General features: G+C 60.0%; 16 protein-coding genes and 3 pseudogenes. 10 read left to right on the forward strand and 9 right to left on the reverse strand.

Annotation, left to right across the window (positions count from 1 at the left end):
- From JFT80_RS03765 to JFT80_RS03775, 3 genes are all read right to left on the reverse strand, one after another.
- Positions 1-879 (reverse strand): VWA domain-containing protein (locus tag JFT80_RS03765; protein ID WP_201146964.1); only part of this gene is annotated, 879 nt, incomplete at its 3' end.
- A 32-nt stretch (positions 880-911) separates the two neighbouring features.
- Complete coding sequence (locus tag JFT80_RS03770) at positions 912-1,757, reverse strand: MoxR family ATPase (RefSeq protein WP_201146965.1); 846 nt, start codon at positions 1,755-1,757, stop codon at positions 912-914.
- 142 nt (positions 1,758-1,899) lie between these two features.
- The gene (locus JFT80_RS03775) at positions 1,900-2,976 is read right to left on the reverse strand and encodes a DUF748 domain-containing protein (protein WP_201146966.1); all 1,077 of its coding nucleotides are present in this window, start codon (positions 2,974-2,976) and stop codon (positions 1,900-1,902) included.
- 127 nt (positions 2,977-3,103) lie between these two features.
- Between JFT80_RS03775 and cysK the strand changes: the two genes are divergently transcribed.
- Both cysK and JFT80_RS03785 read left to right on the forward strand, forming a co-directional pair.
- Positions 3,104-4,078: a cysteine synthase A gene (gene cysK / locus JFT80_RS03780; RefSeq protein ID WP_201146967.1), complete on the forward strand. Its 975-nt coding sequence runs from the start codon at positions 3,104-3,106 to the stop codon at positions 4,076-4,078.
- A 328-nt stretch (positions 4,079-4,406) separates the two neighbouring features.
- Entirely contained in the window at positions 4,407-5,345 is a 939-nt protein-coding gene (locus JFT80_RS03785) for an aspartyl/asparaginyl beta-hydroxylase domain-containing protein (RefSeq protein ID WP_201146968.1), read from the forward strand.
- A gap of 112 nt (positions 5,346-5,457) precedes the next feature.
- On the opposite strand, the pseudogene JFT80_RS23770 reads toward JFT80_RS03785, so the two are convergent.
- The 4 genes and pseudogenes from JFT80_RS23770 to JFT80_RS03805 all read right to left on the reverse strand — a co-directional run bounded on the left by JFT80_RS23770 (position 5,458) and on the right by JFT80_RS03805 (position 9,599).
- A pseudogene (locus JFT80_RS23770) lies at positions 5,458-6,400 on the reverse strand (LysR family transcriptional regulator).
- 69 nt (positions 6,401-6,469) lie between these two features.
- Positions 6,470-7,999 carry a tripartite tricarboxylate transporter permease gene (locus JFT80_RS03795; RefSeq protein WP_122837863.1) on the reverse strand — a complete coding sequence of 510 codons (1,530 nt, stop codon included), beginning with the start codon at positions 7,997-7,999 and terminating at the stop codon, positions 6,470-6,472.
- Entirely contained in the window at positions 7,996-8,529 is a 534-nt protein-coding gene (locus JFT80_RS03800; RefSeq protein ID WP_122837864.1) for a tripartite tricarboxylate transporter TctB family protein, read from the reverse strand. The genes JFT80_RS03795 and JFT80_RS03800 overlap by 4 nt, the downstream gene beginning before the upstream one ends.
- A gap of 53 nt (positions 8,530-8,582) precedes the next feature.
- A complete protein-coding gene (locus JFT80_RS03805) occupies positions 8,583-9,599 on the reverse strand; it encodes a tripartite tricarboxylate transporter substrate binding protein (RefSeq protein WP_122837865.1) in 1,017 nt (338 codons plus the stop codon).
- Between the two features lie 412 nt (positions 9,600-10,011).
- Here JFT80_RS03805 and JFT80_RS03810 point away from each other — a divergent pair, with 412 nt between their 5' ends.
- From JFT80_RS03810 to JFT80_RS03830, 5 genes and pseudogenes are all read left to right on the forward strand, one after another.
- Positions 10,012-10,968 (forward strand): amidohydrolase, encoded by a 957-nt coding sequence (locus tag JFT80_RS03810; protein WP_201147024.1) that lies wholly within the window; start codon positions 10,012-10,014, stop codon positions 10,966-10,968.
- Positions 10,965-11,967: pseudogene (locus tag JFT80_RS03815) on the forward strand (4-hydroxythreonine-4-phosphate dehydrogenase PdxA). The gene JFT80_RS03810 and the pseudogene JFT80_RS03815 overlap by 4 nt, the downstream one beginning before the upstream one ends.
- Positions 11,968-12,220: 253 nt before the next feature.
- Entirely contained in the window at positions 12,221-13,396 is a 1,176-nt protein-coding gene (locus tag JFT80_RS03820) for an L-rhamnonate dehydratase (protein WP_122476260.1), read from the forward strand.
- Positions 13,397-13,449: 53 nt separating this feature from the next.
- The gene (araD1, locus tag JFT80_RS03825; protein WP_122837868.1) at positions 13,450-14,445 is read left to right on the forward strand and encodes an AraD1 family protein; all 996 of its coding nucleotides are present in this window, start codon (positions 13,450-13,452) and stop codon (positions 14,443-14,445) included.
- A gap of 42 nt (positions 14,446-14,487) precedes the next feature.
- Positions 14,488-16,068 (forward strand): aldehyde dehydrogenase (NADP(+)), encoded by a 1,581-nt coding sequence (locus JFT80_RS03830; RefSeq protein ID WP_122837869.1) that lies wholly within the window; start codon positions 14,488-14,490, stop codon positions 16,066-16,068.
- 116 nt (positions 16,069-16,184) lie between these two features.
- On the opposite strand, the gene JFT80_RS03835 is transcribed toward JFT80_RS03830, so the two are convergent.
- Positions 16,185-17,093, reverse strand: coding sequence for a DMT family transporter (locus tag JFT80_RS03835; protein ID WP_201146969.1), 909 nt, complete (start codon positions 17,091-17,093; stop codon positions 16,185-16,187).
- Between the two features lie 129 nt (positions 17,094-17,222).
- On the opposite strand from JFT80_RS03835, the gene aceK reads away from it, so the two are divergent.
- The 3 genes from aceK to JFT80_RS03850 all read left to right on the forward strand — a co-directional run bounded on the left by aceK (position 17,223) and on the right by JFT80_RS03850 (position 24,495).
- Positions 17,223-18,944 (forward strand): bifunctional isocitrate dehydrogenase kinase/phosphatase, encoded by a 1,722-nt coding sequence (gene aceK / locus JFT80_RS03840; protein ID WP_201146970.1) that lies wholly within the window; start codon positions 17,223-17,225, stop codon positions 18,942-18,944.
- 193 nt (positions 18,945-19,137) lie between these two features.
- Positions 19,138-23,049 carry an ATP-dependent RNA helicase HrpA gene (hrpA, locus tag JFT80_RS03845; RefSeq protein ID WP_201146971.1) on the forward strand — a complete coding sequence of 1,304 codons (3,912 nt, stop codon included), beginning with the start codon at positions 19,138-19,140 and terminating at the stop codon, positions 23,047-23,049.
- Positions 23,050-23,373: 324 nt separating this feature from the next.
- Positions 23,374-24,495 (forward strand): beta-ketoacyl-ACP synthase III, encoded by a 1,122-nt coding sequence (locus tag JFT80_RS03850; protein WP_201146972.1) that lies wholly within the window; start codon positions 23,374-23,376, stop codon positions 24,493-24,495.
- Between the two features lie 238 nt (positions 24,496-24,733).
- On the opposite strand, the pseudogene JFT80_RS03855 reads toward JFT80_RS03850, so the two are convergent.
- Positions 24,734-26,057, reverse strand: a pseudogene (locus JFT80_RS03855) (putative porin).
- Between the last annotated feature and the right edge of the window lie 135 nt (positions 26,058-26,192).

Genomic DNA, 26,192 nt, shown 5'->3' on the forward strand with positions numbered 1-26,192 from the left:
CTGGGTTGACGTGCGCTCGGAGGTGCGGCGCATGTTGTTCTTCCACACCGATTCATAAATGAAGTTGTGGAAGTAGAAGTACTCCAGGTGTTTGAACTCGGTCTTGCAGGCCGAGAACAGCTCCTCGCAGATCTTCACGTGCGCGTCCATCGAGCCGCCGATGTCAAACAGCAGCAGCAGTTTGACCGTGTTGCGCCGCTCCGGGCGCATCTGAATATTCAGCAGGCCGGCGTCGCGAGCGGTGTGGTCGATGGTGCCATCGATGTCCAACTCTTCTGCCGCGCCTTGGCGAGCGAATTTACGCAGACGGCGCAACGCCACCTTGATGTTGCGCGTGCCCAGCTCCACCGAATCGTCGAGGTTCTTGTACTCGCGCTGATCCCAGACTTTCACCGCTTTGCCCTGGCGCTTGCCGGCATCGCCAACCCGAATGCCTTCCGGGTTGAAACCGCCGGAACCGAACGGGCTGGTGCCGCCGGTACCGATCCACTTGTTGCCGCCGGCGTGACGTTCCTTCTGTTCTTCCAGACGCTTCTTGAACTCTTCGATCAGTTTGTCGAGACCGCCGAGGGATTGGATCTGCGCGCGTTCCTCGTCGCTCAGCGAACGCTCGAATTCCTTGCGCAGCCAGTCTTCGGGAATCAACGCCTGCAAGTGATCGTCGAGTTTTTCCAGACCATTGAAGTAGGCGCCGAACGCGCGGTCGAACTTGTCGAAATGGCGCTCGTCCTTCACCAGAATCGCCCGCGACAAGTAATAAAACTCGTCCATGTCGGCGAACGTCACGCGCTGCTTCAGCGCGTTGATCAAGTCGAGCAGCTCGCGCACCGACACCGGCACCTTGGCTGCACGCATTTCATTGAACAGGTTGAGCAACATGGCTATCGCCCTCTATCTTGTTAAAAGAGGGATCAGCGGGTGCCACGACGGCTCATGAACGCCAGACGCTCGAGCAATTGCACGTCCTGCTCGTTCTTTACCAGGGCACCGGCCAGCGGCGGGATTGCCTTGGTCGGATCGCGTTCGCGCAGCACTGCTTCGCCGATGTTGTCGGCCATCAGCAGCTTCAGCCAGTCGACCAGTTCCGAGGTCGACGGCTTCTTCTTCAGGCCCGGCACTTTGCGCACATCGAAGAACACGTCGAGCGCTTCGCTGACCAGATCCTTCTTGATGTCGGGGTAGTGCACGTCGACGATTTTTTGCAGGGTCGGGCGATCCGGGAAGGCGATGTAATGGAAGAAGCAGCGGCGCAGGAAGGCGTCCGGCAGCTCTTTTTCGTTGTTGGAGGTAATGATGATGATCGGGCGCTTCTTGGCCTTGATGGTCTCGTCGATCTCGTAAACGTAGAACTCCATCTTGTCGAGTTCTTGCAGCAGGTCGTTCGGGAACTCGATGTCAGCCTTGTCGATTTCGTCGATCAGCAGAATGACGCGCTCTTCGGACTCAAAAGCCTCCCAGAGCTTGCCCTTCTTCAAGTAGTTGCGCACGTCGTGGACTTTTTCAGTGCCCAGTTGCGAGTCGCGCAGACGGCTGACCGCGTCGTACTCGTACAGGCCCTGATGCGCCTTGGTGGTCGACTTGATGTGCCAGGTAATCAACCTGGCGTTGAACGATTCGGCCAATTGCTCGGCGAGCATGGTCTTGCCGGTGCCCGGCTCGCCCTTGACCAGCAGCGGCCGCTCCAGGGTGATGGCGGCATTGACCGCCAGCTTCAGGTCATCGGTGGCGACGTAGGCCTGGGTGCCTTCGAACTTCATCTGCTAATCCTCGAACGGTAACGCCGACCTGAGCGGGCAGGGCGGGGGCGAAATAATCGGATGCCCGACTATAACGCGCAGGCCGGTCGACTGTGAACGCAGACGGCTTATTCAGTCTCTGAATGGGGCGTCACCCGGTGACTCAACCCGCATCCGGCTTCGGTCGCTCATAGCGGGCATTGAACGCCTGGACGAATCCGTTGCGCAAAATCTGCAAAAACGCCTGGAAGGCGTTGATATCTTGCCGATGCACGTTGCCGCTCAGCTCGACCCGGGTGGCGAACTGATTTTTGACCTGGTTTTTCAGCACCGTCTCCGAACCGCCGACGATGGCTTCCCAGACAGAGCGGAACAGGCCCTTGTCTTTGTTTTCAACGTCCTGTTGCCAGTTGAACACGTCGACATCCTTGAGCAGTGGCTTGATGTAACCCTTGAGTCGACCCTTGTTGGCTTCCGCTTCGATGACCACGTCGCCATGGCCGGCATTGAAGTCGAACTTGCCATAGGCAGAGGCGAAATCGTTCATGCGCTTGAGTTCGATGTCCCGCGCCCGCAGGCGGAAGTCGAAGTCTTCGAAGTTGCTCAGCGGGTCGAAGGTCGCCGTGGTTTCCAGCGGCGCATGGCCGAGCAGCAGGGCCTTGCCCTCGAAGCGTGCGTCACGCCGGCCTTCGGTATCTACCACGTTGGTCAGGTTGTAGATGCTGGCCTCGACGTTGGTGGCGTTCATGTTCACTGGTGGCTTGGAATTGAAGTTGCGGAAACTGATCTTGCCGTCGTGAATCTGCACTTCGTCGAGAGTGATCGGCAGCAATTTTCCCAGCTGGGCGCGCCAGTCAGTACCTTGACCGGTCTGGGAATTCTGCTTGTTGCCTCCACCATCGACGAAGTTGACCTCGGGATTGAAGAATTTCACCTGCGCCACCACGGCATGGTCGTACCACAGCGAGTGCCAACTGACCGCCAGATCAATCACCGGTGCATTGACGAACGGCACCGGCACTTTGCCGTCGACCTTGACGATTTTCAGCCCGTTGATGGTGTAAGCGCCGCGCCACAGTGCGAGGTCAACGTCGGTCACCTGGCCACGGTAATCGCCCATGTTCGCCAGTTTGTCGTTCAGATAGTCGCGCACCACATAAGGCAGGGCGATGTGCAATGCGATCAGCAGCACAACGATTCCTGCGAAAGTCCATAACGGCCAGCTGTAGCGACGCTTCATGGGGGCGATTCCCTGACGGTGTAAAGCGATTGACTACTGCGTGTTGCAGACGTTCGCTCCGACTGGACTGTAATGGGCAACAGGCATACCTTTGGCGCTGAATTCAATGCTGCATAAGGACCCAGCCATGAGCCGTATTTTTGCTGACAACGCCCATTCCATCGGCAATACGCCGTTGGTGCAGATCAACCGTATCGCGCCGCGTGGTGTGACCATCCTGGCCAAGATCGAGGGGCGCAACCCCGGTTATTCGGTCAAATGCCGGATCGGCGCCAACATGATCTGGGACGCCGAAAGCAGCGGCAAACTCAAGCCGGGCATGACCATCGTCGAACCGACTTCCGGCAACACCGGCATCGGTCTGGCGTTTGTCGCTGCCGCTCGTGGTTACAAATTGATGCTGACGATGCCGGCCTCCATGAGCATCGAGCGACGCAAGGTGCTCAAAGCCCTTGGCGCTGAACTGGTCTTGACCGAACCGGCCAAAGGCATGAAAGGCGCGATCGAAAAGGCCGCCGAAATCGTCGCCGGCAATCCCTCCACTCACTTCATGCCTGCGCAGTTTGAAAACCCGGCCAACCCGGCGATTCATGAGAAGACAACCGGGCCGGAAATCTGGAATGACACCGACGGTGCGGTCGACGTGCTGGTAGCGGGAGTGGGAACCGGTGGAACTATCACCGGTGTTTCGCGGTATATCAAGAATACCCAGGGCAAACCGATCCTTTCCGTGGCCGTGGAGCCGGTGTCTTCTCCGGTGATCACCCAAGCGTTGGCCGGTGAAGAGATCAAGCCGAGCCCGCACAAGATTCAGGGCATCGGTGCCGGTTTCGTGCCGAAAAACCTCGATTTGTCGATGGTTGATCGCGTCGAACTGGTGACTGACGAAGAATCCAAGGCCATGGCTTTGCGCCTGATGCAGGAGGAAGGCATCTTGTGTGGTATCTCCTGCGGAGCGGCGATGGCCGTCGCGGTGAGACTGGCCGAGACCCTGGAGATGCAGGGCAAGACCATCGTGGTAATCCTGCCTGATTCCGGTGAGCGTTATCTCTCGAGCATGTTGTTCAGTGATTTGTTCACCGAACAGGAAAACCAGGCGTAACAAGCATCATCGCTATTTTTTGGATGTGCCTTTGTGGGAGTGAGCCTGCTTGCGATGGCGGTAGATCAATCGGCATTGATGTTGAAGGGTTCGCCGCTATCGCGAGCAGGTCGCTCCCACAGGTTGCAGGTTGCAGAGGGCTGCGGGGCTTGACCCAAGTCAGCCCTCGTTCAGCAACTCTGTGCTACTAATTAATTTGTTACTGAATCCTTAACACTGAATGTCGAAATTTGCGGGTTTTTCCCGAAGCCGGTAGTGTTTATCATGGCCGGCTGCCATGCCGGGTACATGGCATTGCGCAGCGTTGTCTTTTTTCAAGGAGTTGTTGATGACCTTTTCGTTTGCCGCCAAGGCGTTTGTGCTGCTGCTGTTTCTGGGCAGCACGCTCTATGTGCATTTGCGCGGCAAGGCGCGCTTGCCGGTATTGCGCCAGTTCGTCAACCACTCGGCGCTGTTCGCTCCGTACAACGCTTTGATGTACCTGTTCTCCAGCGTGCCGTCCAAGCCGTATCTGGATCGCAGCAAATTCCCGGAACTGGATGTGCTGCGCGATAACTGGGAAACCATTCGCGACGAAGCCATGCACCTGTTCGACGAGGGCTACATCCGCGCTGCGGAAAAGAACAACGACGCCGGTTTTGGCTCGTTCTTCAAGAAAGGCTGGAAGCGCTTCTACCTCAAGTGGTACGACAAACCCCTGCCATCGGCCGAAACCCTGTGCCCGAAGACCGTGGCGCTGGTCAGTGCAATACCCAACGTCAAAGGTGCGATGTTCGCGTTGCTGCCGGGCGGCAGTCACTTGAATCCGCACCGCGACCCGTTTGCCGGTTCCCTGCGTTATCACCTCGGCCTGTCGACACCGAACTCCGACGATTGCCGGATCTTCGTCGACGGTCAGATCTACGCCTGGCGCGATGGCGAAGACGTGATGTTCGATGAGACTTACGTGCACTGGGTCAAGAATGAAACCGAAAAGACCCGCGTGATTCTGTTCTGCGACGTTGAACGTCCGCTGAGCAATCGCCTCATGACCCGGATCAACCGTTGGATCAGCGGCTTGCTGGGCCGTGCTACCGCGCCGCAGAACCTGGATGACGAGCGGGTGGGCGGGATCAACCAGGCCTATGCCTGGAGCAAGAATTCCAGCGATAGATTCAGTGGTGTGATCAAGCAGTGGAAGCGGCGAAATCCCAAGGCCTACAGGGTGCTGCGGCCGGTGTTGGCAGTGGTGGTGTTGGGGTTGCTGGGGTATTGGCTGTTCGGCTGAAGCCGTCCGTGAAGCCCCCAGGCACTTTCATTTTGCAATCATGACCTGTGGCAGCAACGCCTGCTGGCGATGGAGTGATCAGGGTCAACGGATTCCATAGGCTGCCGGCTCGTTATTTAGTCAAAACATGCTCCGCCCGCACCGAATTCATGAACGCCTGCATCGCAGACGACTGAATCCGGTGCCTGCGGGTAATCAAGCCGAACGGTGGCAGGCGTGCCTCGAACTTGATCGGTAACACGGCCAGCAGATCGCGCCCCGGATAATCTTCCACCACCGAAACGGGCGTCACGCCCAGCATGTCGGTCTGCTGGATCAGGGACAGCAAGGTCATGATCGACGTGGTCTCGACGATGCTGCTGGGGATATCGACCCGCGCGTTGTGGAACACCTGATTGATGATCGCGCGCATCGGGCTTGGGTGTTGTTGCAGCACCCAGGTCATGTTCTGCAATTCCGCCCAGCTCAATTGCTTTCTCCTTGGCCAGCGGGTTCTGCGCGCCGGCGATGACGCACAAGGCTTCTTCGCCCAGGCTGTCGAACAGCAGTTCCTCGGCTCGCGCCCCGGCTGGAATTCGTCCCAGCACGATGTCCAGTTGATCTTGCAGCAAGGCCTGGACCAGCACGTCGCTGGTGTCGACCTGGATGCTCATGGACAACCGTGGATGGCTTTGTTTCAGCGTTGCGATGGTACGGGTCAGCAGCCCCGAGGCGAGGGCCGGGATGGCCCCCACCGCAACCCGGCCCAGGTTGCCTGACTCGAGAGCGACCAGTTCTTCACGCATGCCACTCAGTTCGGCAAAGACCATGCGCGCGTAATAGGTCACGGTCTCGCCGAAGGGTGTTGAACGCATGCCCCGGGGCAAGCGCTCGAACAGTTCGACGCCGAGCAGGTCTTCGGCCTCGTGCAGCATCTTGGTGGCAGCAGGTTGGGTCATGCCGATATGGTCGGCGGCGCGGCGCAAAGAACCGAATTCCTGCAGCGCCAGCATCAGCCGCAGTTGGCGCAGACGCAGTCGGCTGTGGATCAAATTGGCATCAGGAATTCGGGTCATGGGCCGCACTCGCAAGAAAGACTGCGGCAAGCCTGACAACAATTGTCAGGCGTTGCCAGCATTGCTGTGTCATAGCACCGATTTTGGTTTGGCAACCGCTGGCTTGCGCAGGCCCAGCAGGGTTTGCAACACCTTGGAGATCAACGGCCAGAACAGCATCAGCAGCGCTGCCGTGGTCAGCCCGCCCACCAACGGGTTGGACCAGAAAATACCGATGTGACCGTCAGAAAACAGCATCGATTGACGGAATGCATCTTCTGCCTTGTCACCCAGCACCGCCGCGAGCACCAGTGGCGCAATCGGGTAGCCGAGTTTCTTGAACAGATAGCCCAGGGCGCCGAAGCCCAGCATCAGCACCACATCGAAGAACGAGTTGTGCACGGAGTAGGCGCCGATGGCGCAAACCATGATGATGATCGGCGCAATGATCGAAAACGGAATGCGCAGGATCGAGGCGAACAGTGGCACAGTGGCCAACACCACGATCAGGCTCACCACGTTGCCCAGGTACATGCTCGCGATCAGGCCCCAGACAAAGTCATGTTGCTCGACGAACAGGGTTGGCCCAGGGTGCAGGCCCCAGATCATCAGGCCTCCGAGCATCACGGCGGCCGTCGCTGAACCGGGGATGCCCAAGGTCAGCATTGGCAACAGGGCGCTGGTGCCGGCGGCATGGTCAGCGGTTTCCGGGGCTATCACGCCTTCGAGTTCGCCTTTGCCGAAGTTCTCGCGGTTTTTCGAAAAGCGCCGCGCCAGGCTGTAGCTCATGAACGATGCCGCCGTCGGGCCGCCGGGGGTGATACCCATCCAGCAACCCACCATGGTGCTGCGCACAATCGTCCACCAGTAACGCGGCAGCTTCGCCCAGGTGCGCAGGATCACCATTGGCGTGATTCGAGCATGTTCGCCACGGAACACCAGGCCTTCCTCGACAGTGCAGAGGATTTCACCAATACCGAACAGGCCAATCACTGCCACTTCGAAGCTGATTCCGGTCATCAGGGTGGGCATGTCGAACGTCAGGCGCAGGTTGCCGGACACCGTGTCCATGCCGACTGCCGCCATGGCAAATCCGATCATCATCGCCACCACGGTTTTCAGTGGCGGGTTCTTGCTCATGCCGATGAACGTACAGAACGCCAGCAGGTACACCGCGAAGAATTCCGGTGAACTGAACGACATGGCGAATTCGGCAATGCGCGTCGACAGGAAGGTCAGCAGCAATACGCCGGCCAGTGCGCCAATCAAGGCGGAGCTGAAGGCTGCGGTCAGTGCTTCCGCCGCACGGCCTTCGCGCGCCATCGGGTAGCCGTCAAAGGTGGTTGCCACCGATGAGGGCTCGCCGGGTATGTTGAATAGAATCGAGGTGATCGAGCCGCCAAACAGCGCGCCCCAATACATGCAAGAGAGCAGGATGATCGCCGACACCGGCGACATGGTAAACGTCAGCGGCAACAGTAACGCCACGCCATTGGGGGCGCCCAGACCTGGCAACACGCCGACCAGGATGCCCAGCAGCACGCCAACCACCATCAGGCCAATGTGGCCCGGGGTGAGGATCAGGTTCATGCCTTGCAACAGGGAGTCGAATTCGCTCATTTGAAGTATCTCCCGGCCAGGGCAATCCAGTCGCCCAACGGGCCGGCATCCAGCGGGACCTTGAACCACAGCGCGAAAATCAGGTAACTGGCCAGCACCGCACCGAGGGAGATGCTGGCGATTTTCCACTTGCTGTACGGCGTGGCGCGCGCTTTGTCGCTCCACATGAACCACGCAATGAAGCAGGCCGAGGACACGTAGATCCCCACCAGCGGCATCGCCGCGACGAACAGCGCAATCGGAATGAACACCGACAGCACCTGGCGAAACGCACTGCGGCTGACGAACGCCACGCCCAGCGCATTCCAGCGCACCAGCGTCAGCACTGCATTACCCAGGCTGGCGGCGCTCAGCAGCAGGCCGATATAGAAGGGAAAGTAACCCGGCTCAGGGCCGGAATCGCCCCAGCCGATACCCTGTTCGATGCTGCCGAACATCACCACCACACCGATCAGGGTGGTGAAGACGGTCAGGCCAAGCTCGACCCAGCGGGTACCGACCAGCGCCGGTGAATCCGAAGAATGGGACATGAAAACACCTCCAGCAGGTGACGGCCGTACGCAGTCGAACGGCCGCGGGCGACTCAGTTTTTCAGCCAGCCGGCTTCCTTGAACACCGGCGTGACCCGGGCGGTGTCCTTTTCAATGTAGGCGGTCAATGGCTCGCCTTCGAGGAACGTAGGCACCAGCGCGTTCTGTTTCACGTAGGCCTTGAACTCTGGTGTCTCGGTAACTTTGCGCAACAGTTCGACATAGAACGCGCGCTGCTCGGCAGTGACTTCACCGGGCATGAACACGGTGCGCGGGAAGCGGTACTGATCGATGCCCAGGCCTTGTTCGTGACACGTTGGTACGTCGGCCCAGGATTTGTCGCCAGCGACTTTCTCGGTGTAGGTCATGCGCTCTTTACTGAACACACAGAGTGGTTCGATCTGGTCGCCGCGCCATTGGCTGATGCTTTCGCTGGGATTGTTGACGTTGCCGGCGATGTGTTTGCCGGCCAGTTGAGTCGCGGCCTCACTGCCGCTCTTGAACGGGATGTACACCAGTTTGCTGTTGTTGGTCTGGTTGAGCAGCAGGGTCAGGGTCTGGTCGACATCCTTGGACTGGCTGCCACCCATGCGCATTTTCGCCGGGTCGGCCTTGGCCGCTTCGTAGAAGCCTTTGGCGTCTTTCCAGGGCGCATCTTTATAGCTCCAGAGGATGAAGTCATCCTCGGCAACGGCGGCGACCGGGGTCAATTCCTGCCATTGGTAACCGAGTTTGGAAACCAGCGGCAACAGGTAAATGTTGTTGGTGCCAATCACCAGTTTTTCCGGGTCGCCCTTGTTCATTTTCAGGTCGAGGAACGCTTCGGCACCATTGCCGCCGCCCTTGTTGAGGACGATGGTATTGACCTCGAGCAGCTTGTGCGTGGAGATGATCGACTGGATCAGCCGGCCGAGCTGGTCGGTGCCGCCACCGGGACCACCAGCGACGACGATTTCGACGTTTTTGTCGGGTTGCCAGGCTGCGTTGGCGAGCGCCGGGAGGACGCCAGCGGCGACCAGCGAGCAGCCGAGGAACAGACGGGACGTGCGACGGACGAATGCATTTCGCATGGAAGGGCCTCGTTTTTGTAGTTGTTATGAGTGGCTTGTCTGAGCGCTTAAGCCGCAAGCCTGAGTGAGTGTGGGAAGGTGCAAGCCCCGCGTCTAGTCAAAACAATACATACACCGATAGCCTGAGGTTATAGCTCGGCGCATCAAAAATCGCATCAACCGCCAAGAGCTCTGTGCCAGAGCCATTTGAGGGAAAGTCGCTCACAGCGCAATATGCTCGCAGTCATGTGAAAGGTGGTTGTGACATAACCTAAGGCTATCGGCTTATTTCAAGTTTTGATTGGACGGTTATCACCCAGCCTTCGATAGTGCTCGTCATCGCCGTTTTTCGGCGGTGTGTAGCGTCCAGAACAAAAATAAAACGAGGTATGCGCCATGGCCCGTTTCAGTGCTTTTTGCTGCGAGGTGCATGATGACTGAACTGTGGAGCGGCCCGATCATCGATGCCCATCAGCATTTCTGGGACCCGTCGATCAACCCCCATCCGTGGCTGGCTGCAGATGCCGACCTGGCTTTTCGCTACGGAAATTACAGTGCGATCAAGCGTCGCTATTTACCTGACGATTATTTCGCCGATGCTGGCGCCCATCACGTTGTGCAAACGGTGTACATCGAATCGGAATGGGACCCGCAGGACCCGATCGGCGAAACCCGTTTCATCGAGCAACTGGCCCGACGTTATGGCGCGCCCAATGCAATCGTCGCGCAAGCCTGGCTCGATCACCCGGACGCGGTTGCGGTGCTCGCCGAGCAAGCGAGCTACAAGTGCGTGCGCAGCGTGCGTCACAAACCCGGTGGCCCGACCACCCGGGCACAGGTCGGGCATAGGCGCAGCCTGATGAGCGATGAACACTGGCGCCGCAGTTACGCGGCGCTGCAAGAGCTCGGGCTGCATTTTGACCTGCAGACGCCGTGGTGGAATCTGCACGAGGCAGAACGCCTGGCGCGGGATTTTCCCGGCACCACGCTGATTCTCAATCATGCCGGGTTGCCCAGTGACCGCAGCGCCGAAGGCCTGGCCGGATGGCGCCTGGCGATGGCGCGACTGGCCGAGTGGCCGAACGTGCAGGTGAAAATCTCTGGCCTCGGCCAGGCCGGCCAAGCGTGGCGCACCAAGGACAATGCCTGGATCGTGCGCGAAGTCATCGCGATGTTCGGCCCGGGTCGGGCGATGTTCGCCAGCAACTTTCCAGTGGACAGCCTGTGCGGCTCGTTCGATGTCATTTACAACGGTTTCAAATCCATCGTTGCTGATCTGCCGCGGGCGGACCAGGAGCGTTTGTTCTACAGCAATGCGCAGCGCGTATATCGCTGCGAGCCTGGCACTATCGACCGGACACGGCCTGAACCTTTGAGGAGTGAAGCATGAACAAGACATCCATCGCCATGGTCCTCGGCGACCCGGCGGGCATTGGCCCGGAACTGATTGCACGACTGCTCGCCGAGCCTGCGGTGCGCAGTCAGGCCAACGTGATCCTGATTGCCGACGAAGCGGAAATGCAACGCGGCATGCGCATTGCCGGGGTGGAATTTCCCTACCGGCGCGTCGAGTCCCTGGAGCAGTTGTCGTTCGTCGATGACACTCCGCTGTTCTACGACTATCGGGGGACACCCTCGGTGAGTTTGCCCGCAGTGAAGCCAGTGTCACCGGTGGTCGCTACAGCCTCGACACGCTGGAAAAGGCACTGCGCCTGACCGAAGCCGGCACCACCGATGCGGTGCTGTTCGGCCCGTTGAACAAGACCTCCCTGCACATGGCCGGCATGGCCCACAGCGACGAGTTGCACTGGTTCGCCGAGCTGCTGGATTTCCACGGGCCGTTCTGCGAATTCAACGTGCTCGACAACCTCTGGACTTCCCGGGTGACCTCCCACGTGGCGCTGGCGCAAGTGCCCGGCATGCTGACCCAGGAACGTGTGGTGGAAGCGATCCAGCTGATCGATACCGCGCTCAAGCGCAATGGCCTGGAAAAACCGCGCATTGGCGTGTGCGGACTCAATCCGCACAACGGTGACAACGGTTCGTTCGGCCGCGAGGAACTGGACATCATCGGTCCGGCGGTGCGCTCGGCCCAGGCGTTGGGTATCGCGGCGGAAGGTCCGTATCCGGGAGACACTATTTTCCTCAAGGTCCAGGAGATGCCAGTGCCTTTGACGCGGTGGTGACGATGTATCACGACCAGGGGCAGATCGCGATCAAGCTGATGGGGTTCTCCCGTGGGGTGACGGTGCAGGGTGGCTTGCCGATCCCGATCACCACGCCGGCCCATGGCACGGCGTTTGATATTGCCGGGCAGGGCAAGGCCAATGTCGGCGCGATACGCCAGGCGTTCGAAATCGCCTGCCGGATGGGAGCCAACAACTACTAAGGGGTAGAGATCAAAAGATCGCAGCCTTCGGCAGCTCCCACAGGTTTTGTATTCCCTGTAGGCGCTGCCGAAGGCTGCGATCTTTTGCTTTTCCCTATAACCTTCTTTCAGCATAAATTGCGAATTGCGATCACCCCAGGTTATCGCCGGATACGCATAAGTGATTATCCGCGCCCCTACGCGCTGGCTAAAAGTCGCCCCATCTAATCAGCGACTTAATAACAAGAAGCCGGCAGCGCAAGGAACAGTACCCATGAAAATCAAAGCAATCCGAACCCGAGTTTTTGAGTGGAAAGGTAAAGTCGTTCCACCTCAGGCACACTTCTGCACCAACGCCAGTGACATCCTGTTCGAACGCGGCGATGCCATGGGCTCGTTTCGTTTCCATGGCTGGCTGGTGGTGGAAGTCGAGACCGACACCGGTCTGGTCGGCATCGGTAACTGCGCCCTGGCGCCGCGAGTGGCCAAGGAAATCATCGACACCTACCTGGCGCCTATTGCCATTGGCGAAGACCCGTTCGACAACGAATACATCTGGCAGAAGATGTACCGCCAGAGCCACGCCTGGGGTCGCAAAGGCATCGGCATGGCAGCGATCTCGGCGATCGACATCGCCATCTGGGACATCATGGGCAAGGCCGTGAACAAGCCGGTGTTCAAACTGCTCGGCGGGCGCACCAAGGAGAAGATCTGGACCTACGCCTCCAAGCTCTACGCCAACGACAACCTCGACCTGTTCCTCGAAGAAGCCCAGGGTTATCTGAACCAGGGTTTCACCGCGCTGAAAATGCGCTTCGGCTATGGCCCTAAGGACGGCCCGGCGGGCATGCGCAAGAACATCGAGCAGGTGCGCGCGCTGCGTGAACTGGCCGGCCCTGATGTCGACATCATGCTCGAATGCTACATGGGCTGGACCCTGGAGTACGCCCGTCGGATGTTGCCAAAACTGGCAGAGTTCGAACCGCGCTGGCTTGAAGAACCGGTGATTGCCGACGACATCGAAGGCTACATCGAGCTGAAGAAGATGGGCATCATGCCGATCTCCGGCGGCGAGCATGAATTCACTTCCTACGGTTTTAAAGACCTGCTGGAACGCCGCGCCATCGACGTGATCCAGTACGACACCAACCGCGTCGGCGGCATCACCGCGGCACGCAAGATCAACGCCATGGCGGAAGCCTGGTCGGTGCCGGTGATTCCCCACGCCGGGCAGATGCACAACTACCACCTGACCATGTCCACCACCGCCTCGCCGATGGCCGAATTCTTCCCCGTGTTCGACGTCGAGGTCGGCAACGAACTCTTCTACTACGTGTTCAAGGGCGAGCCGCAACCGGTCAACGGTTACATCCAGCTCGACGACAACACGCCGGGCCTGGGCCTGGAAATCTCCGATGAATACCTGAGCGACTTCAACATCATCGAGTGACCTTGCAGCGCCGCTCACGGCGGCGCCATCCCCCGACTCTGTGGAGGGCCGACATGCGCCTGATTCAATTTGAAAACACTGCCGGTGAACGCCACGTCGGCCTCGTCGACGGGCCGTTGGTCCAGGTACTGCGCGACACTCGCAACACACGTGAACTGGCACTGGCGGCGATTCGCGCCGGACGAAGCCTGCAGGAAGAGGCCGCGCTGCGTGGCACCGAGCCTGGCCCGGACTACGCGCAACTGCTGGCGCAGGGCAAAGTCCTGGCACCGCTCGACCACGAAGACCCGGCCCATTGCCTGATCAGTGGCACCGGCCTGACCCACCTGGGCAGCGCTTCGGCGCGGGACAAGATGCATCAGCAGGAGGGCGTGGTGGAGGCCGGCATGACCGACACCATGCGCATTTTCAAATGGGGCCTGGAAGGCGGCAAGCCAGCGGCCGGGCAGGTCGGGGCGCAACCGGAGTGGTTCTATAAGGGCGATGGCAGCATTGTTGTGCGCCCCGGTGCCGATTTTCCGGTCCCGCCCTTCGCCGAGGATGCCGGTGAAGAGCCGGAACTGACGGGCCTCTACGTCATAGGCGACGACGGCCTGCCGTACCGGGTCGGGTACGCCTTGGGCAACGAGTTCTCCGACCATGTGATGGAGCGCCGCAATTACCTGTACCTCGCCCACTCGAAACTGCGCTTCTGCGCCTATGGTCCGGAGTTGCGCGTGGGTGAATTACCCCGCCACCTGGCAGGCACCAGCCGCATCACGCGCAATGGCGAAACGATCTGGGAAAAAGAGTTTCTCAGCGGCGAAGACAACATGTGCCACAGTCTGGCCAATCTCGAATTCCACCACTTCAAGTACGCGCAATTCCTGCGCCCTGGTGATGTTCACGTGCATTACTTCGGTACCGCCACGCTGTCGTTCGCCGACGGGATTAAAACCCAGCCGGGTGATCGATTCCAGGTCAGCCTCGATGCGTTCGGCGCCCCTCTGGAAAACGGTATCGGCGAAAGTGCCCAGCCGCTGGAAATAGGCCAGGTTCGTGCACTTTAAGCCTTCAATTCCCGGCGCTGTCGGCCGGCCAAGGACTCTTTCATGACCACGCATACCGGACACAACTACATCGGCGGGCATCGCAGTGCCAAGGGTTCTTTGCAACTGCACAGCCTTGACGCAAGCACCGGCGAGCCATTGCCGGGAAGCTTTTTCCAGGCAACCGAAGCCGAGGTGGACGCTGCTGCCGAAGCTGCCGCAGCGGCTTACCCGGTCTACCGAAACCTGAGCGCCGGGAAGCGCGCGCAGTTCCTGGACGCGATTGCCGATGAAATCGACGCGCTGGGCGATGATTTTGTCGCCATTGTCTGCCGTGAAACTGCGCTGCCGGCGGGGCGTATCCAGGGTGAGCGCGGGCGTACCAGCGGGCAGATGCGTTTGTTCGCCAAGGTGCTGCGTCGTGGCGACTTCTACGGCGCGCGTATCGATCAGGCATTGCCGGATCGCCAACCCTTGCCACGTCCGGATCTGCGCCAGTACCGAATTGCGCTGGGGCCGGTGGCGGTGTTTGGCGCGAGCAACTTTCCCCTGGCTTTTTCCACTGCCGGTGGCGATACCGCATCAGCCCTGGCCGCGGGCTGCCCGGTGGTGTTCAAAGCGCACAGCGGGCACATGGCAACGGCCGAATGGGTGGCGGATGCGATCATGCGCGCTGCCGAACGCACGCAGATGCCTGCGGGCGTGTTCAACATGATCTATGGCGGTGGCGTGGGCGAGTGGCTGGTCAAACACCCGGCCATCCAGGCCGTAGGTTTTACGGGTTCCCTCAAGGGCGGCAATGCCCTCAGCCAGATGGCTGCCAGCCGTCCTCAGCCGATCCCGGTATTTGCCGAGATGTCGAGCATCAACCCGGTGTTCCTGCTGCCCGAGGCTCTCAAGGCCCGTGGCGAGCAGATCGCCGCGCAGCTCGCCGGCTCGGTGACGCTGGGGTGTGGGCAGTTCTGCACTAACCCGGGCCTGGTCATCGGCCTGCGTTCGCCGCAGTTCAGCCAGTTCCTGCAAACCTTTTGCGCGAGCATGAACCAGCAACCGGCGCAGACCATGCTCAACGCCGGTGCACTGGCCAGCTACAGCCGCGGGCTGGGTGAATTGCACGAACATCCCGGCCTCAAGCATCTGGCGGGTAAACCGCAAGAGGGCAATCAGGCGCAGCCGCAGGTGTTCCAGGCGGATGTCAGCCTGTTGCTCAAGGGCGACGAATTGCTGCAGGAGGAGGTGTTCGGGCCGACCACTATCGTCATCGAGGTTGAAGATCAGGCGCAGTTGGCGGCAGCGCTCGATGGCTTGCGCGGGCAACTGACCGCGACGCTGATCGGTGAGGCTGCGGAGTTGATGGAGTATCGCTGGCTGGCCGAACGGTTGCAGGAAAAGGTCGGGCGGATTTTGCTCAATGGCTATCCGACCGGGGTCGAGGTGTGCGAGGCGATGGTGCATGGCGGGCCGTATCCGGCCACTTCGGATGCCCGCGGGACTTCGGTAGGCACACTGGCCATAGACCGATTCCTGCGGCCGGTGTGCTTTCAGAATTACCCGGATGCCTTGCTGCCTGAGGCATTGCAGAATGCCAATCCGCTGGGGATTCGGCGGTTGGTGGACGGTGAGGTGAGTCAGGCTGCCTTGTAGGGAGGCTGTAAGGCCGCCATCGCGGGCAAGCCCGCTCCCACAGGTGGCTTCAGTGATCCACAGGTATGTGTTCACAGGAGCACCAATGTGTGCGGGCTTGCCCGCGATGGCGACAATCAGCCTTGAACAAATCTACCGGCCAGCCCCCTGGCCGGTTTCAACACCAGCCACAACGCCACGGCAATCAACATTCCGCCGTAGATATGCGCCATCGACAACGGCTCATCCAGCAACAGCGCACCCCACAACACGCCGAACGGCGGAATCATGAAGGTCACGGTCATTGACTTCACCGGCCCGACTGAAGTCAGCAGGCGGAAGTAAATGATGTACGCGAAAGCCGTGCACCCCAGGCCCAATCCCAGCAGCGATAACCAGACATTCCAGCCGCCCCAGCTTGCGGGAGGTTGGGTGGCCACGCTGTAAGCAAACAGCGGCAGCAGGAACAGCGTCGCCCCGAGCATGCTGCCCAAGGCCGACAGACGGCTGTCGAGGCCGCCAGCGTGATCCAGCCAGCGCCGTGCGAGGAACCCGGCAAAGCCATAACAGGTGGTCGCGAGCAGGCAGGCGAGGGCGCCCATCAGCAGTTGCATATCGAACGCCACCGGCCCGGCACGGGTCAGCACACCGACGCCGAACAGGCCGAGAAACACTCCGCCCAATTTCGCCGGAGTGAGTTTTTCACTGAAGAACAGCCCGCCGATCAGCACGCCCATCAACGGCGTGGTGGCATTGAAAATCGCCGAGTAGCCCGCCGGCAGCACCTGGGCTGCAACCGAATAGAGGGTCGCCGGAATGCCGGAGTTGATCACCCCGAGCAGCATCACCGTCTTGAGTTTGCCCTTGAAATCCCAGCTGATGCGCATCAGTCCCAGAATCACCAACAGCCCGGCGGCGGCGATCGACACCCGCAAGAACCCGGTGGGCACGGTGCCGATGACCGGGGCGATGATGCGCATGAACAGAAAGCTCGCACCCCAAATGGCCGCCAACGACAGCATGCGAAAAATATCGACGGGGTTCACGGCACGTTCCTTCGTTGATTGGCGCGCAAGTGTCGCGCCAGTCGGGGCACAAGGCAATGGTTGCGTTGCGTAACAAAGGGCCACTAAGCTCAGGCTCCAATGACAAGAACAGCCGCCGAGGTTTTACCTATGCCGCAGCAATGGCCAGCCGCCGACATCGCCCGAATGATCCTCGATGGCTTTGACGATTACCGCGAGCATTTCCGCCGGATCACCGATGGCGCGCGTGAACGCTTCGAACACGCGCTGTGGCAGGAAACGCAATCGGCGTCGGCCGCGCGGATCAATCTCTACGAAGACAAAGTCGGTGAGACGGTGGAGCGCCTGCGCGCCTCTTTCCAGATCGATGCGTTGATGAATGTCAGCTGCTGGCCGCTGGTGAAAAGCGCTTACATCAGCGTCATCGACCTGCGCTTCGACGATGAACTGTCCGAGACCTGGTACAACTCGATTTTCTGCGGGCTGTTCAGCCATGACCTGATCAGCGACGGCTGCATGTTCATCCACACCACCCGCCCGAGTTTGCGCCGTGCCCGCGCCGCACAAACCCGCACTTACAAGCCGCAGGGCCAGTTGTCGGGGATGCTCGCGAGCATTTTTGCCGACTACCGCTTCGGCGAGGATTACGCCGATTTGCCCGGCGACTTGCGCCGCCTCGAAGCGCAACTGCGCGAGAACCTGCCGGACTGGGTGTGCAAGGATCCGGAACTCAGTGTCGAGTTGTTTTCCTCGGTGCTGTACCGCAACAAGGGCGCGTATCTGGTCGGGCGCATTTACACCCGCGATGAGCAATGGCCGCTGGTGATTCCGCTGTTGCACCGCGAAGGGCGCGGGATTCAGATCGATGCGTTGATCACCGATGAAGCAGATGTGTCGATCATTTTCTCTTTCACTCGTTCGTACTTCATGGTCGACGTGCCGGTGCCGGCAGAATTCATCGGTTTTCTGCGGCGCATTTTGCCGGGCAAGCACATCGCCGAGCTGTACACCTCGATCGGCTTCTACAAGCACGGCAAATCCGAGTTCTACCGCGCGCTGATCAATCACCTGGCCAACACCGACGATCAATTCATCATGGCCCCCGGTGTCCGTGGCATGGTCATGAGCGTGTTCACCCTGCCGGGCTTCAACACGGTGTTCAAGATCATCAAGGACCGCTTTTCGCCGTCGAAAAACGTCGACCGCGCCACGGTGATCGAGAAGTACCGACTGGTGAAAAGCGTCGATCGGGTAGGGCGCATGGCCGATACCCAGGAATTCGCCGATTTCCGTTTTCCGCTGAGCAAATTCGATCCGGCATGTCTTGAGGAATTGCTCGAAGTGGCGCCGTCGACGGTGTCGGTCGACGGCGACACAGTACTGATCCGCCACTGCTGGACGGAACGGCGGATGACTCCGCTCAACCTCTATCTGGAGAACGCCAACGACGCCCAGGTGCGTGAGGCGCTGGAGGATTACGGCCTGGCGATCAAGCAGTTGGCGGCGGCGAACATCTTTCCCGGCGACATGCTGCTGAAAAACTTCGGCGTCACCCGTCACGGGCGTGTGGTGTTTTATGACTACGACGAGATCTGCTTTCTCACCGAAGCCAACTTCCGCCATATTCCGGCACCGCGTACGCCTGAGGACGAAATGGCCTCCGAGCCGTGGTATTCGATCGGGCCGCTGGATGTGTTTCCCGAAGAATTTCCGCCGTTTCTGTTCGCCGATTCCGGCCAGCGCAAGTTGTTCGATCAACTGCATGGCGAGTTGTACAACGCCGATTACTGGAAGAGCCTGCAAGAGGCGATTCGGGCGGGGAAAGTCATTGATGTCTTCCCATACCGGCGCAAAGGCCTCGATAACGAATAACGCCACAACCCTGTAGGCGCTGCCGAAGGCTGCGATCTTTGGATTTTGTTGCTCAAAAGCACCGACAAAATCAGGATCAAAAGATGCAGCCTTCGGCAGCGCCTACGCATGCCCCGCTTTGAACATCCGCAATCCATAGTAAATCTGCGACAATCGGCCCCCTGCACAAATAGACGACCGAATTGCGTACCCGATGACCGACGAATCGCCCTCCATCGACAAACTGCTGAAAAACCTCGACCACGCCATGCTCGCCGACCGCCATCGGCTGCGGCGGCAGTTGCTTGAGCTGCGTAAAAAGCCCGATGAGGCCAAGTTGGCCCTGTGGGTGACGCGGATGCAGGCATCCTGTGATCAGGTACTGGCGCGCAAGGCCAGCCTGCCGGTGATTCGTTACGACGACAGCCTGCCGATTGCGGCCAAGCGCGACGAAATCAAAAAGGCGCTGGAACAGCACCAGGTGCTGATCATCGCGGGCGAAACCGGCTCGGGTAAAACCACGCAGTTGCCGAAAATCTGTCTGGAAATCGGTCGTGGCCAGCACGGCTTGATCGGGCATTCCCAGCCACGTCGAATTGCCGCACGCAGTGTCGCCAGTCGCGTCGCCGAAGAACTCGGCACGCCGCTCGGTTCGTTGGTCGGCTATCAAGTGCGCTTCGAAGATCAAAGCGATTCCAACACCCTGATCAAACTGATGACCGACGGCATCCTGCTGGCGGAAACCCAGAATGATCGCTATCTCGAACGTTACGACACGATCATCGTCGACGAAGCCCACGAACGCAGCCTCAACATCGACTTCCTGCTCGGTTACCTGAAAACCCTGCTGCCGCGTCGCCCGGATCTGAAAGTCATCATCACTTCGGCGACCATCGATCTGGAGCGTTTCTCCAAGCATTTCGACGATGCGCCGATTGTGGAAGTGTCCGGCCGTACCTTCCCGGTCGATACCTGGTATCGCCCGCTGACGCTGGAGCAGGACGAAGAGGGTAATCGCGTCGAAGATGACTTGACCGTGGATCAGGCGATCCTCGCCGCCCTCGACGAAGTCGCCGCGTTCGAGCGTAGCGAGCGTAAAAGTCCCGGGGATGTGTTGGTGTTCCTGCCCGGCGAGCGGGAAATCCGCGACGCCGCCGACATGCTGCGCAAGGCCCAACTCAAGCACACTGAAATCCTGCCACTGTATGCACGGCTGTCACCGGCCGAACAGCAGCGCATTTTCCAGTCGCACCCGGGGCGCAGGGTGGTGCTGGCTACCAACGTCGCGGAAACCTCGCTGACAGTGCCCGGCATCCGCTACGTGATCGACAGCGGCACCGCGCGCATCAGCCGCTACAGCTATCGGGCCAAGGTCCAGCGCCTGCCCATCGAAGCCATTTCCCAGGCCAGCGCCAACCAGCGTAAAGGCCGTTGCGGTCGCGTCGAACCGGGCATTTGCATCCGCCTGTACAGCGAAGAGGATTTCATCGGGCGCCCGGAATTCACCGATCCGGAAATTCTGCGCACTAACCTCGCCGCCGTTATTTTGCAGATGCTGCATTTGCGTCTCGGCGAGATCACCGCATTCCCGTTCATCGAGCCGCCGGATGGCAAGGCGATCAGCGACGGTTTCAACCTGCTGCAAGAACTCTCGGCGGTCGATCGCAACAGCCAGCTGACACCGCTCGGTCGCCAGCTGGCGCGGCTGCCCGTAGACCCGCGCATGGGCCGCATGCTGCTTGAAGCGGCAAAACTCGGCAGCCTGCAGGAAGTACTGATCGTCGCCAGCGCCATGTCGATTCAGGACCCGCGCGAGCGTCCGCCGGAGCGTCAGCAAGCGGCAGATCAGGCCCATGCGCAATGGAAAGATGTCGATTCCGACTTCGCCGGGCTGGTCAATTTGTGGCGTGGTTTTGAAGAGCAGCGCCAGGCGTTGACCGCGAGCCCGCTGCGCAATTGGTGCCGGAAGAACTTCCTCAACTATCTGCGTCTGCGCGAGTGGCGCGATTCCCATCGCCAGTTGAGCCTGATCTGCCGCGACATGCAGTTGAGCCTCAATAAAGAGCCGGCGGATTACCCGAAACTGCACAAAGCGGTGCTGGTGGGGCTGCTCAGCCAGATCGGCCAGAAAACAGAGGACGGCGATTACCTTGGCGCGCGGCAGCGCCGTTTCTGGATTCATCCGTCGTCGGGCATCGGCAAGAAACGCCCGCAATGGCTGATGACCGCCGAGCTGGTGGAAACCACCAAGCTCTATGCGCGCATGGTCGCCAAGATCGACGCCGACTGGATTGAACCGCTGGCCGGGCACCTGATCAAGAAAAACCACTTCGAACCGCATTGGGAGAAGAAGCGCGGTCAGGTCGTCGCGTTCGAGCAGATCACGCTGTTCGGGCTGATTGTGGTCGGCCGTCGGCCGGTGCATTACGGCCCGGTGGACCCGGTGGTCTCGCGTGAACTGTTTATCCGCGAAGGTCTGGTGCGTGGCGAGATTCAATCGAAAGCCAAATGCCTGTCGGCCAATGCGCAGTTGCTGGAACAACTCGACGAACTCGAAGCCAAGGCCCGTCGCCGGGATATTCTCGCCGACGAAGAAACCTTGTACGCCTTCTACGATGCGCGGCTGCCGGCGGAGATTCACCAGACCGCGACCTTCGACAGTTGGTATCGCGTCAACAGCCAGAAAGATCCGCAACTGCTGATCATGCGCGAAGAAGACGTGCTGGCCCGCGAGGCCAGCGAAGTCACCGCGCTGCATTACCCGGACACCTTGCACATTGGTGATCTGGAACTGGCGCTGACCTATCACTTTGAACCCAATCACCCGCGCGATGGCGTGACCCTGCGCGTACCGGCGCCGTTGTTGCCGATGCTGCCGCCGGAGCGTCTGGAATGGCTGGTGCCGGGGCTGATCGAGGCCAAGTGCATCGCCCTCGTGCGCAACTTGCCGAAAGCGTTGCGCAAGAACTTCGTGCCGGTGCCCGACTTCATCAAGGCTGCGTTGCAACGCATGACGTTTGCCGAGGGTTCGCTGCCGCAAGCGCTGGGCCGCGAGCTGTTGCGCATGACCGGTGCGCGGGTCAGCGACGAAGCGTGGGCGGAAGCTGCGCAGCAAGTCGAAGGGCATCTGCGGATGAACCTGGAAATCGTCGACGGCCAAGGCAAGTTCCTTGGCGAAGGGCGTGATCTGGCCGAACTGACCGCACGGTTTGCCGAAGCCAGTCAGGCCGCGTTGGCCGTGCCGCAGAGCGCGAAAAGTCAGCAACCGGTGGAAGCGAAAGTCTTCGCGCCGGTGGCGGAAAAGACTCAGCAGAAGATTGCCGGGCTATCGATGACGGTATATCCGGCGCTGGTGGAAGAGGGCGGCACGGTCAAGGAAGGGCGGTTTTCGACCCCGGCCGAAGCCGAGTTCCAGCATCGTCGCGCGTTGCAGCGGTTGTTGATGCAGCAACTGGCCGAGCCGGCCAAGTTCTTGCGCGGAAAATTGCCGGGGCAGACTGAGCTGGGCCTGCTCTATCGCGACTTGGGTCGCGTCGATGCGCTGGTCGAGGACATTCTGCTGGCCAGTCTCGACAGCTGCATCCTTGAAGGCGAAGACCCGTTGCCGCGTGATGGTGCGGGGCTGGCGGCGCTGGCTGAGCGCAAACGCGGCAGTTGGACCGAGCACGCCGAGCGTGTGGCGCGGTTGACCCTGGAAATCCTGAAGATCTGGCACGGTTTGCAAAAGCGCTTCAAGGGCAAGATCGATCTGGCCCAGGCTGTGGCGCTGAACGACATCAAGCAGCAGATCAGTCATCTGGTCTACCCGGGATTCGTTCGGGAAACGCCGATGCAGTGGCTCAAAGAGCTGCCGCGTTATCTGAAAGCCGTTGAGCAGCGTTTCGAGAAACTCGGCGCGCAGGTGCAGAAGGACCGGGTCTGGAGCGGTGAACTCGCCGGGCTCTGGGCGCAATACCAGACTCGCGCGGCCAAGCACGCCCAGGAAGGTAAACGCGATCCGCAACTTGAGCTGTATCGCTGGTGGCTGGAGGAATACCGGGTGTCGCTGTTTGCCCAGCAGTTAGGCACCAAGGTTCCGATCTCCGACAAACGCCTGAATAAGCAATGGACCCAGGTCGAGCCGTAGCCCCGGCAGCTCCTGCATGGGGCCGCCGAAGGCGATCTTTTGATCTTCCAGTGTCGCGACAAAAATCAAAAGATCGCAGCCTGCGGCAGCTCCTACGTTGGGGCCGCGTAAAATCGTTGGGTCGTGCAATATAGGGCGAAAACCCGGTGTTTATGGCAAACTTCGCGCCTATAAACGCCGGCCCTGCGGTTTTGAGCCTTCGCGGCTACAGGCGGACCGGAGTAAAGCGATGCCAGGTTTGCGTCCCCCGGATGGGAATAGACCCTTTGTGTGTTGGTACGACGGTTCCAGCACTTTCTGCCTGAACAGATTAGAGAAACGACCATGCATAACGTCGTCATCAGCGGCACCGGCCTGTACACCCCGGCCAACAGCATCTCCAACGAAGAGCTGGTGCAGTCTTTCAATACCTACGTCGCGCAGTTCAACGCGGACAACGCCGAGGCCATCGCCAGCGGTGAAGTCCAGGCCCTGACCGAATCCAGCGCCGCGTTCATCGAAAAAGCCTCGGGCATCAAAAGCCGCTTTGTCATGGACAAGGACGGCATCCTCGATCCACAGCGCATGGCCCCGCGTCTGCCGGAGCGCTCCAACGACGAATGGTCGGTACTCTGCCAAATGGCCATCGGCGCTGCCGAACAAGCCTTGCAGCGCGCCGGCAAAACCGCCGCTGATATCGACGGCGTGATCGTCGCCTGCTCCAACCTGCAACGCGCTTACCCGGCCATCGCCATTGAAGTCCAGGAAGCGCTGGGTATCCAGGGTTTCGGTTTCGACATGAACGTGGCCTGTTCTTCGGCGACCTTCGGCATTCAGGCGGCAGCCAACAGCGTACAACTGGGCCAGGCCCGGGCCATCCTGATGGTCAACCCGGAAGTCTGCACCGGCCACCTCAATTTCCGTGATCGCGACAGCCACTTCATCTTCGGCGACGCTGCGACTGCGGTGATCATCGAGCGCGCTGACACCGCGACCTCCAAGCACCAATTTGACGTGGTCAGCACCAAACTGCTGACCAAGTTCTCCAACAACATCCGTAACAACTTCGGTTTCCTTAATCGCGCGGCGGAAGAGGGCATCGGCACTCGCGACAAGCTGTTCGTGCAGGAAGGCCGCAAGGTGTTCAAGGATGTGTGCCCGATGGTCGCCGAGTTGATCGGCGAGCATCTGCAAGAGAACCAACTCAACGTCGGCGACGTGAAACGCTTCTGGCTGCACCAGGCCAACCTGAGCATGAACCACCTGATCGTGCGCAAGCTGCTCGGTCGCGAAGCCACTGAAGAAGAGGCACCGGTGATCCTCGACACCTATGCCAACACCAGCTCGGCGGGTTCGGTGATTGCGTTTCACAAGAACCAGGATGACCTGGCGGCGGGCTCGCTGGCAGTGCTCAGCTCGTTCGGTGCGGGTTACTCGATTGGCAGCGTGATACTGCGCAAGCGCTAAACGCCCACACCTGTAGGCGCGAGCTTGCTCGCGATGGTCGTCAACGATACCGCGGGGAGCCTGGCACCCTGCGGCGTCCTCACTACCATCGCGAGCAAGCCCGCTCCTGCAGTGGGGCAGGGAATGCGCGAGCGCAAAAACCCGCTATGCACTATCGGACAGATGATGGGGACCGATAGCGCAAGCGGGTTTGGAAAGGCGACTCAGGCATCCCTGCCCGAGCCGGACAGCGGGATTATCAGAACTTGGCTTCAGCATCCAGTTGCAGGGTGTTGATTTTCGAGTCGCGCAAAGTGGCGTTGGTATAGTCGGATTTCGCCATCAGGTAAGTCGCGCCGAGGGAGAAGTTCTTGTCCAGCTCGTAGCTCACTTTCAACTTGCTGCCGCGCGAACCGGTGAAACCGTTAGCGAAGTCAGAGTCGGTGAAGGCGCCAACCACGGCGTTACGCTGTACGTCGCGATAGTTGTAGTCCAGGCCGAAGCCGTAGACCTTGGTCTTCACACCCGCCAGCCAGCCCATGTCCTGGTCGTTGCTGGCATCCTGGTTATTGACCACCTGACCGTACAGCGACAGCGGCATCGCCAGGCCACCGATGTCCAGCTGACCAAAGCCTTCGTACAGTTTGAACTGCTCGTTCGGGGTGTTGCCGTTGGTGGCCAGTACCGATGGGATGCTGGTGCCGCCGGCGGTGATGTCTTCGTCATTCTGGTAGGCGTAGACGCTGCCGCCGAGGGTCAGTTTCAGGTTGTCGGTGAGCGCCAGGCGGCTACCCAACTGGCCAGCGGTCAGACGCAAGTCGTGACGGAATTGCACGCCTTCGCCGTCGACGTTGTCCTTGAGGGTGTAGTTGCCCAGGCTGCCGAACAGTTCGGCGCTCGCGCCCAACGGGTATTTGTAAGTGACGGCCAGGCCTTCGGGGCTGATATCGCTATCCCAGATGATGTCGCCCATGCTTACTCCATTGCTGCGGCATCTTGCCGCCAACGATGTGCAGGTTCTTGATCGCATCGGGGTGGTAGTCGACGTAACCCTGATCCAGCCAGATCGATTTCTTGTCGAAGTAGTTGTCCAGGCTCTGGTTGGTCGAGCGAGCGTCATCGCCGCCGCCGGTGGCGATACGGATGCCGGTGTCGACCTGCGGGTTGATCTCGCTGTAGGCACCCAGACGGGCACGGATGCGTTGGCGATCCTTGTCGCGGCCGCCATTGTTGGACTCGCCGTCGATCTTGACGGTCTCCTGACGAATACGCACATCACCCTTGAACTGGGTCTTGGCGGCCCACGCCAGTTTCTGGTCGAAAGCGCTTTGTTCGTTGGTCTTCTTCGCGACAGCCGCGACTTGTTCATTGGTCTCTTGCTGCGCCTGCTGCGCGATTTGCTGAGCCTTCTGATCCTTGGCCAGTTCAGTTTGCAGTTCTACGTACTGCGCTTGGGAAATCGAACCGTTGGCCTTGAGCATGTCGAGCAGTTTGGCGTCGACTGCGGCACTGGCCGGAACACTCATGGCCAGCAACAGGCCACCGCACAGGGCCGCCGCAGTTTTCGTGGAAGCAAGACGCATAGCAATCTCCGAAGATGAGAGAGGATGGCTGAACCATCCTGGGCACAACCGACGATTTGAACGTCGGAAAACAGTGTCCGGGTAGAACCCGGCGCTCTAAAAACAGGCGCCAGTATCGCGATGGTTTATGACAGA

Source organism: Pseudomonas sp. TH10 (genome assembly GCF_016651255.1).
GTDB lineage: Bacteria > Pseudomonadota > Gammaproteobacteria > Pseudomonadales > Pseudomonadaceae > Aquipseudomonas.

Excerpts from the sequence above, each read along its gene's own strand:
- JFT80_RS03770 (WP_201146965.1), bottom strand. The coding sequence starts at position 1,757 with ATGAAGTTCGAAGGCACCCAGGCCTACGTCGCCACCGATGACCTGAAG.
- JFT80_RS03775 (WP_201146966.1), bottom strand. The coding sequence starts at position 2,976 with ATGAAGCGTCGCTACAGCTGGCCGTTATGGACTTTCGCAGGAATCGTT.
- cysK (WP_201146967.1), top strand. The coding sequence starts at position 3,104 with ATGAGCCGTATTTTTGCTGACAACGCCCATTCCATCGGCAATACGCCG.
- JFT80_RS03785 (WP_201146968.1), top strand. The coding sequence starts at position 4,407 with ATGACCTTTTCGTTTGCCGCCAAGGCGTTTGTGCTGCTGCTGTTTCTG.
- JFT80_RS03795 (WP_122837863.1), bottom strand. The coding sequence starts at position 7,999 with ATGAGCGAATTCGACTCCCTGTTGCAAGGCATGAACCTGATCCTCACC.
- JFT80_RS03800 (WP_122837864.1), bottom strand. The coding sequence starts at position 8,529 with ATGTCCCATTCTTCGGATTCACCGGCGCTGGTCGGTACCCGCTGGGTC.
- JFT80_RS03805 (WP_122837865.1), bottom strand. The coding sequence starts at position 9,599 with ATGCGAAATGCATTCGTCCGTCGCACGTCCCGTCTGTTCCTCGGCTGC.
- JFT80_RS03810 (WP_201147024.1), top strand. The coding sequence starts at position 10,012 with ATGACTGAACTGTGGAGCGGCCCGATCATCGATGCCCATCAGCATTTC.
- JFT80_RS03820 (WP_122476260.1), top strand. The coding sequence starts at position 12,221 with ATGAAAATCAAAGCAATCCGAACCCGAGTTTTTGAGTGGAAAGGTAAA.
- araD1 (WP_122837868.1), top strand. The coding sequence starts at position 13,450 with ATGCGCCTGATTCAATTTGAAAACACTGCCGGTGAACGCCACGTCGGC.
- JFT80_RS03830 (WP_122837869.1), top strand. The coding sequence starts at position 14,488 with ATGACCACGCATACCGGACACAACTACATCGGCGGGCATCGCAGTGCC.
- aceK (WP_201146970.1), top strand. The coding sequence starts at position 17,223 with ATGCCGCAGCAATGGCCAGCCGCCGACATCGCCCGAATGATCCTCGAT.
- hrpA (WP_201146971.1), top strand. The coding sequence starts at position 19,138 with ATGACCGACGAATCGCCCTCCATCGACAAACTGCTGAAAAACCTCGAC.
- JFT80_RS03850 (WP_201146972.1), top strand. The coding sequence starts at position 23,374 with ATGCATAACGTCGTCATCAGCGGCACCGGCCTGTACACCCCGGCCAAC.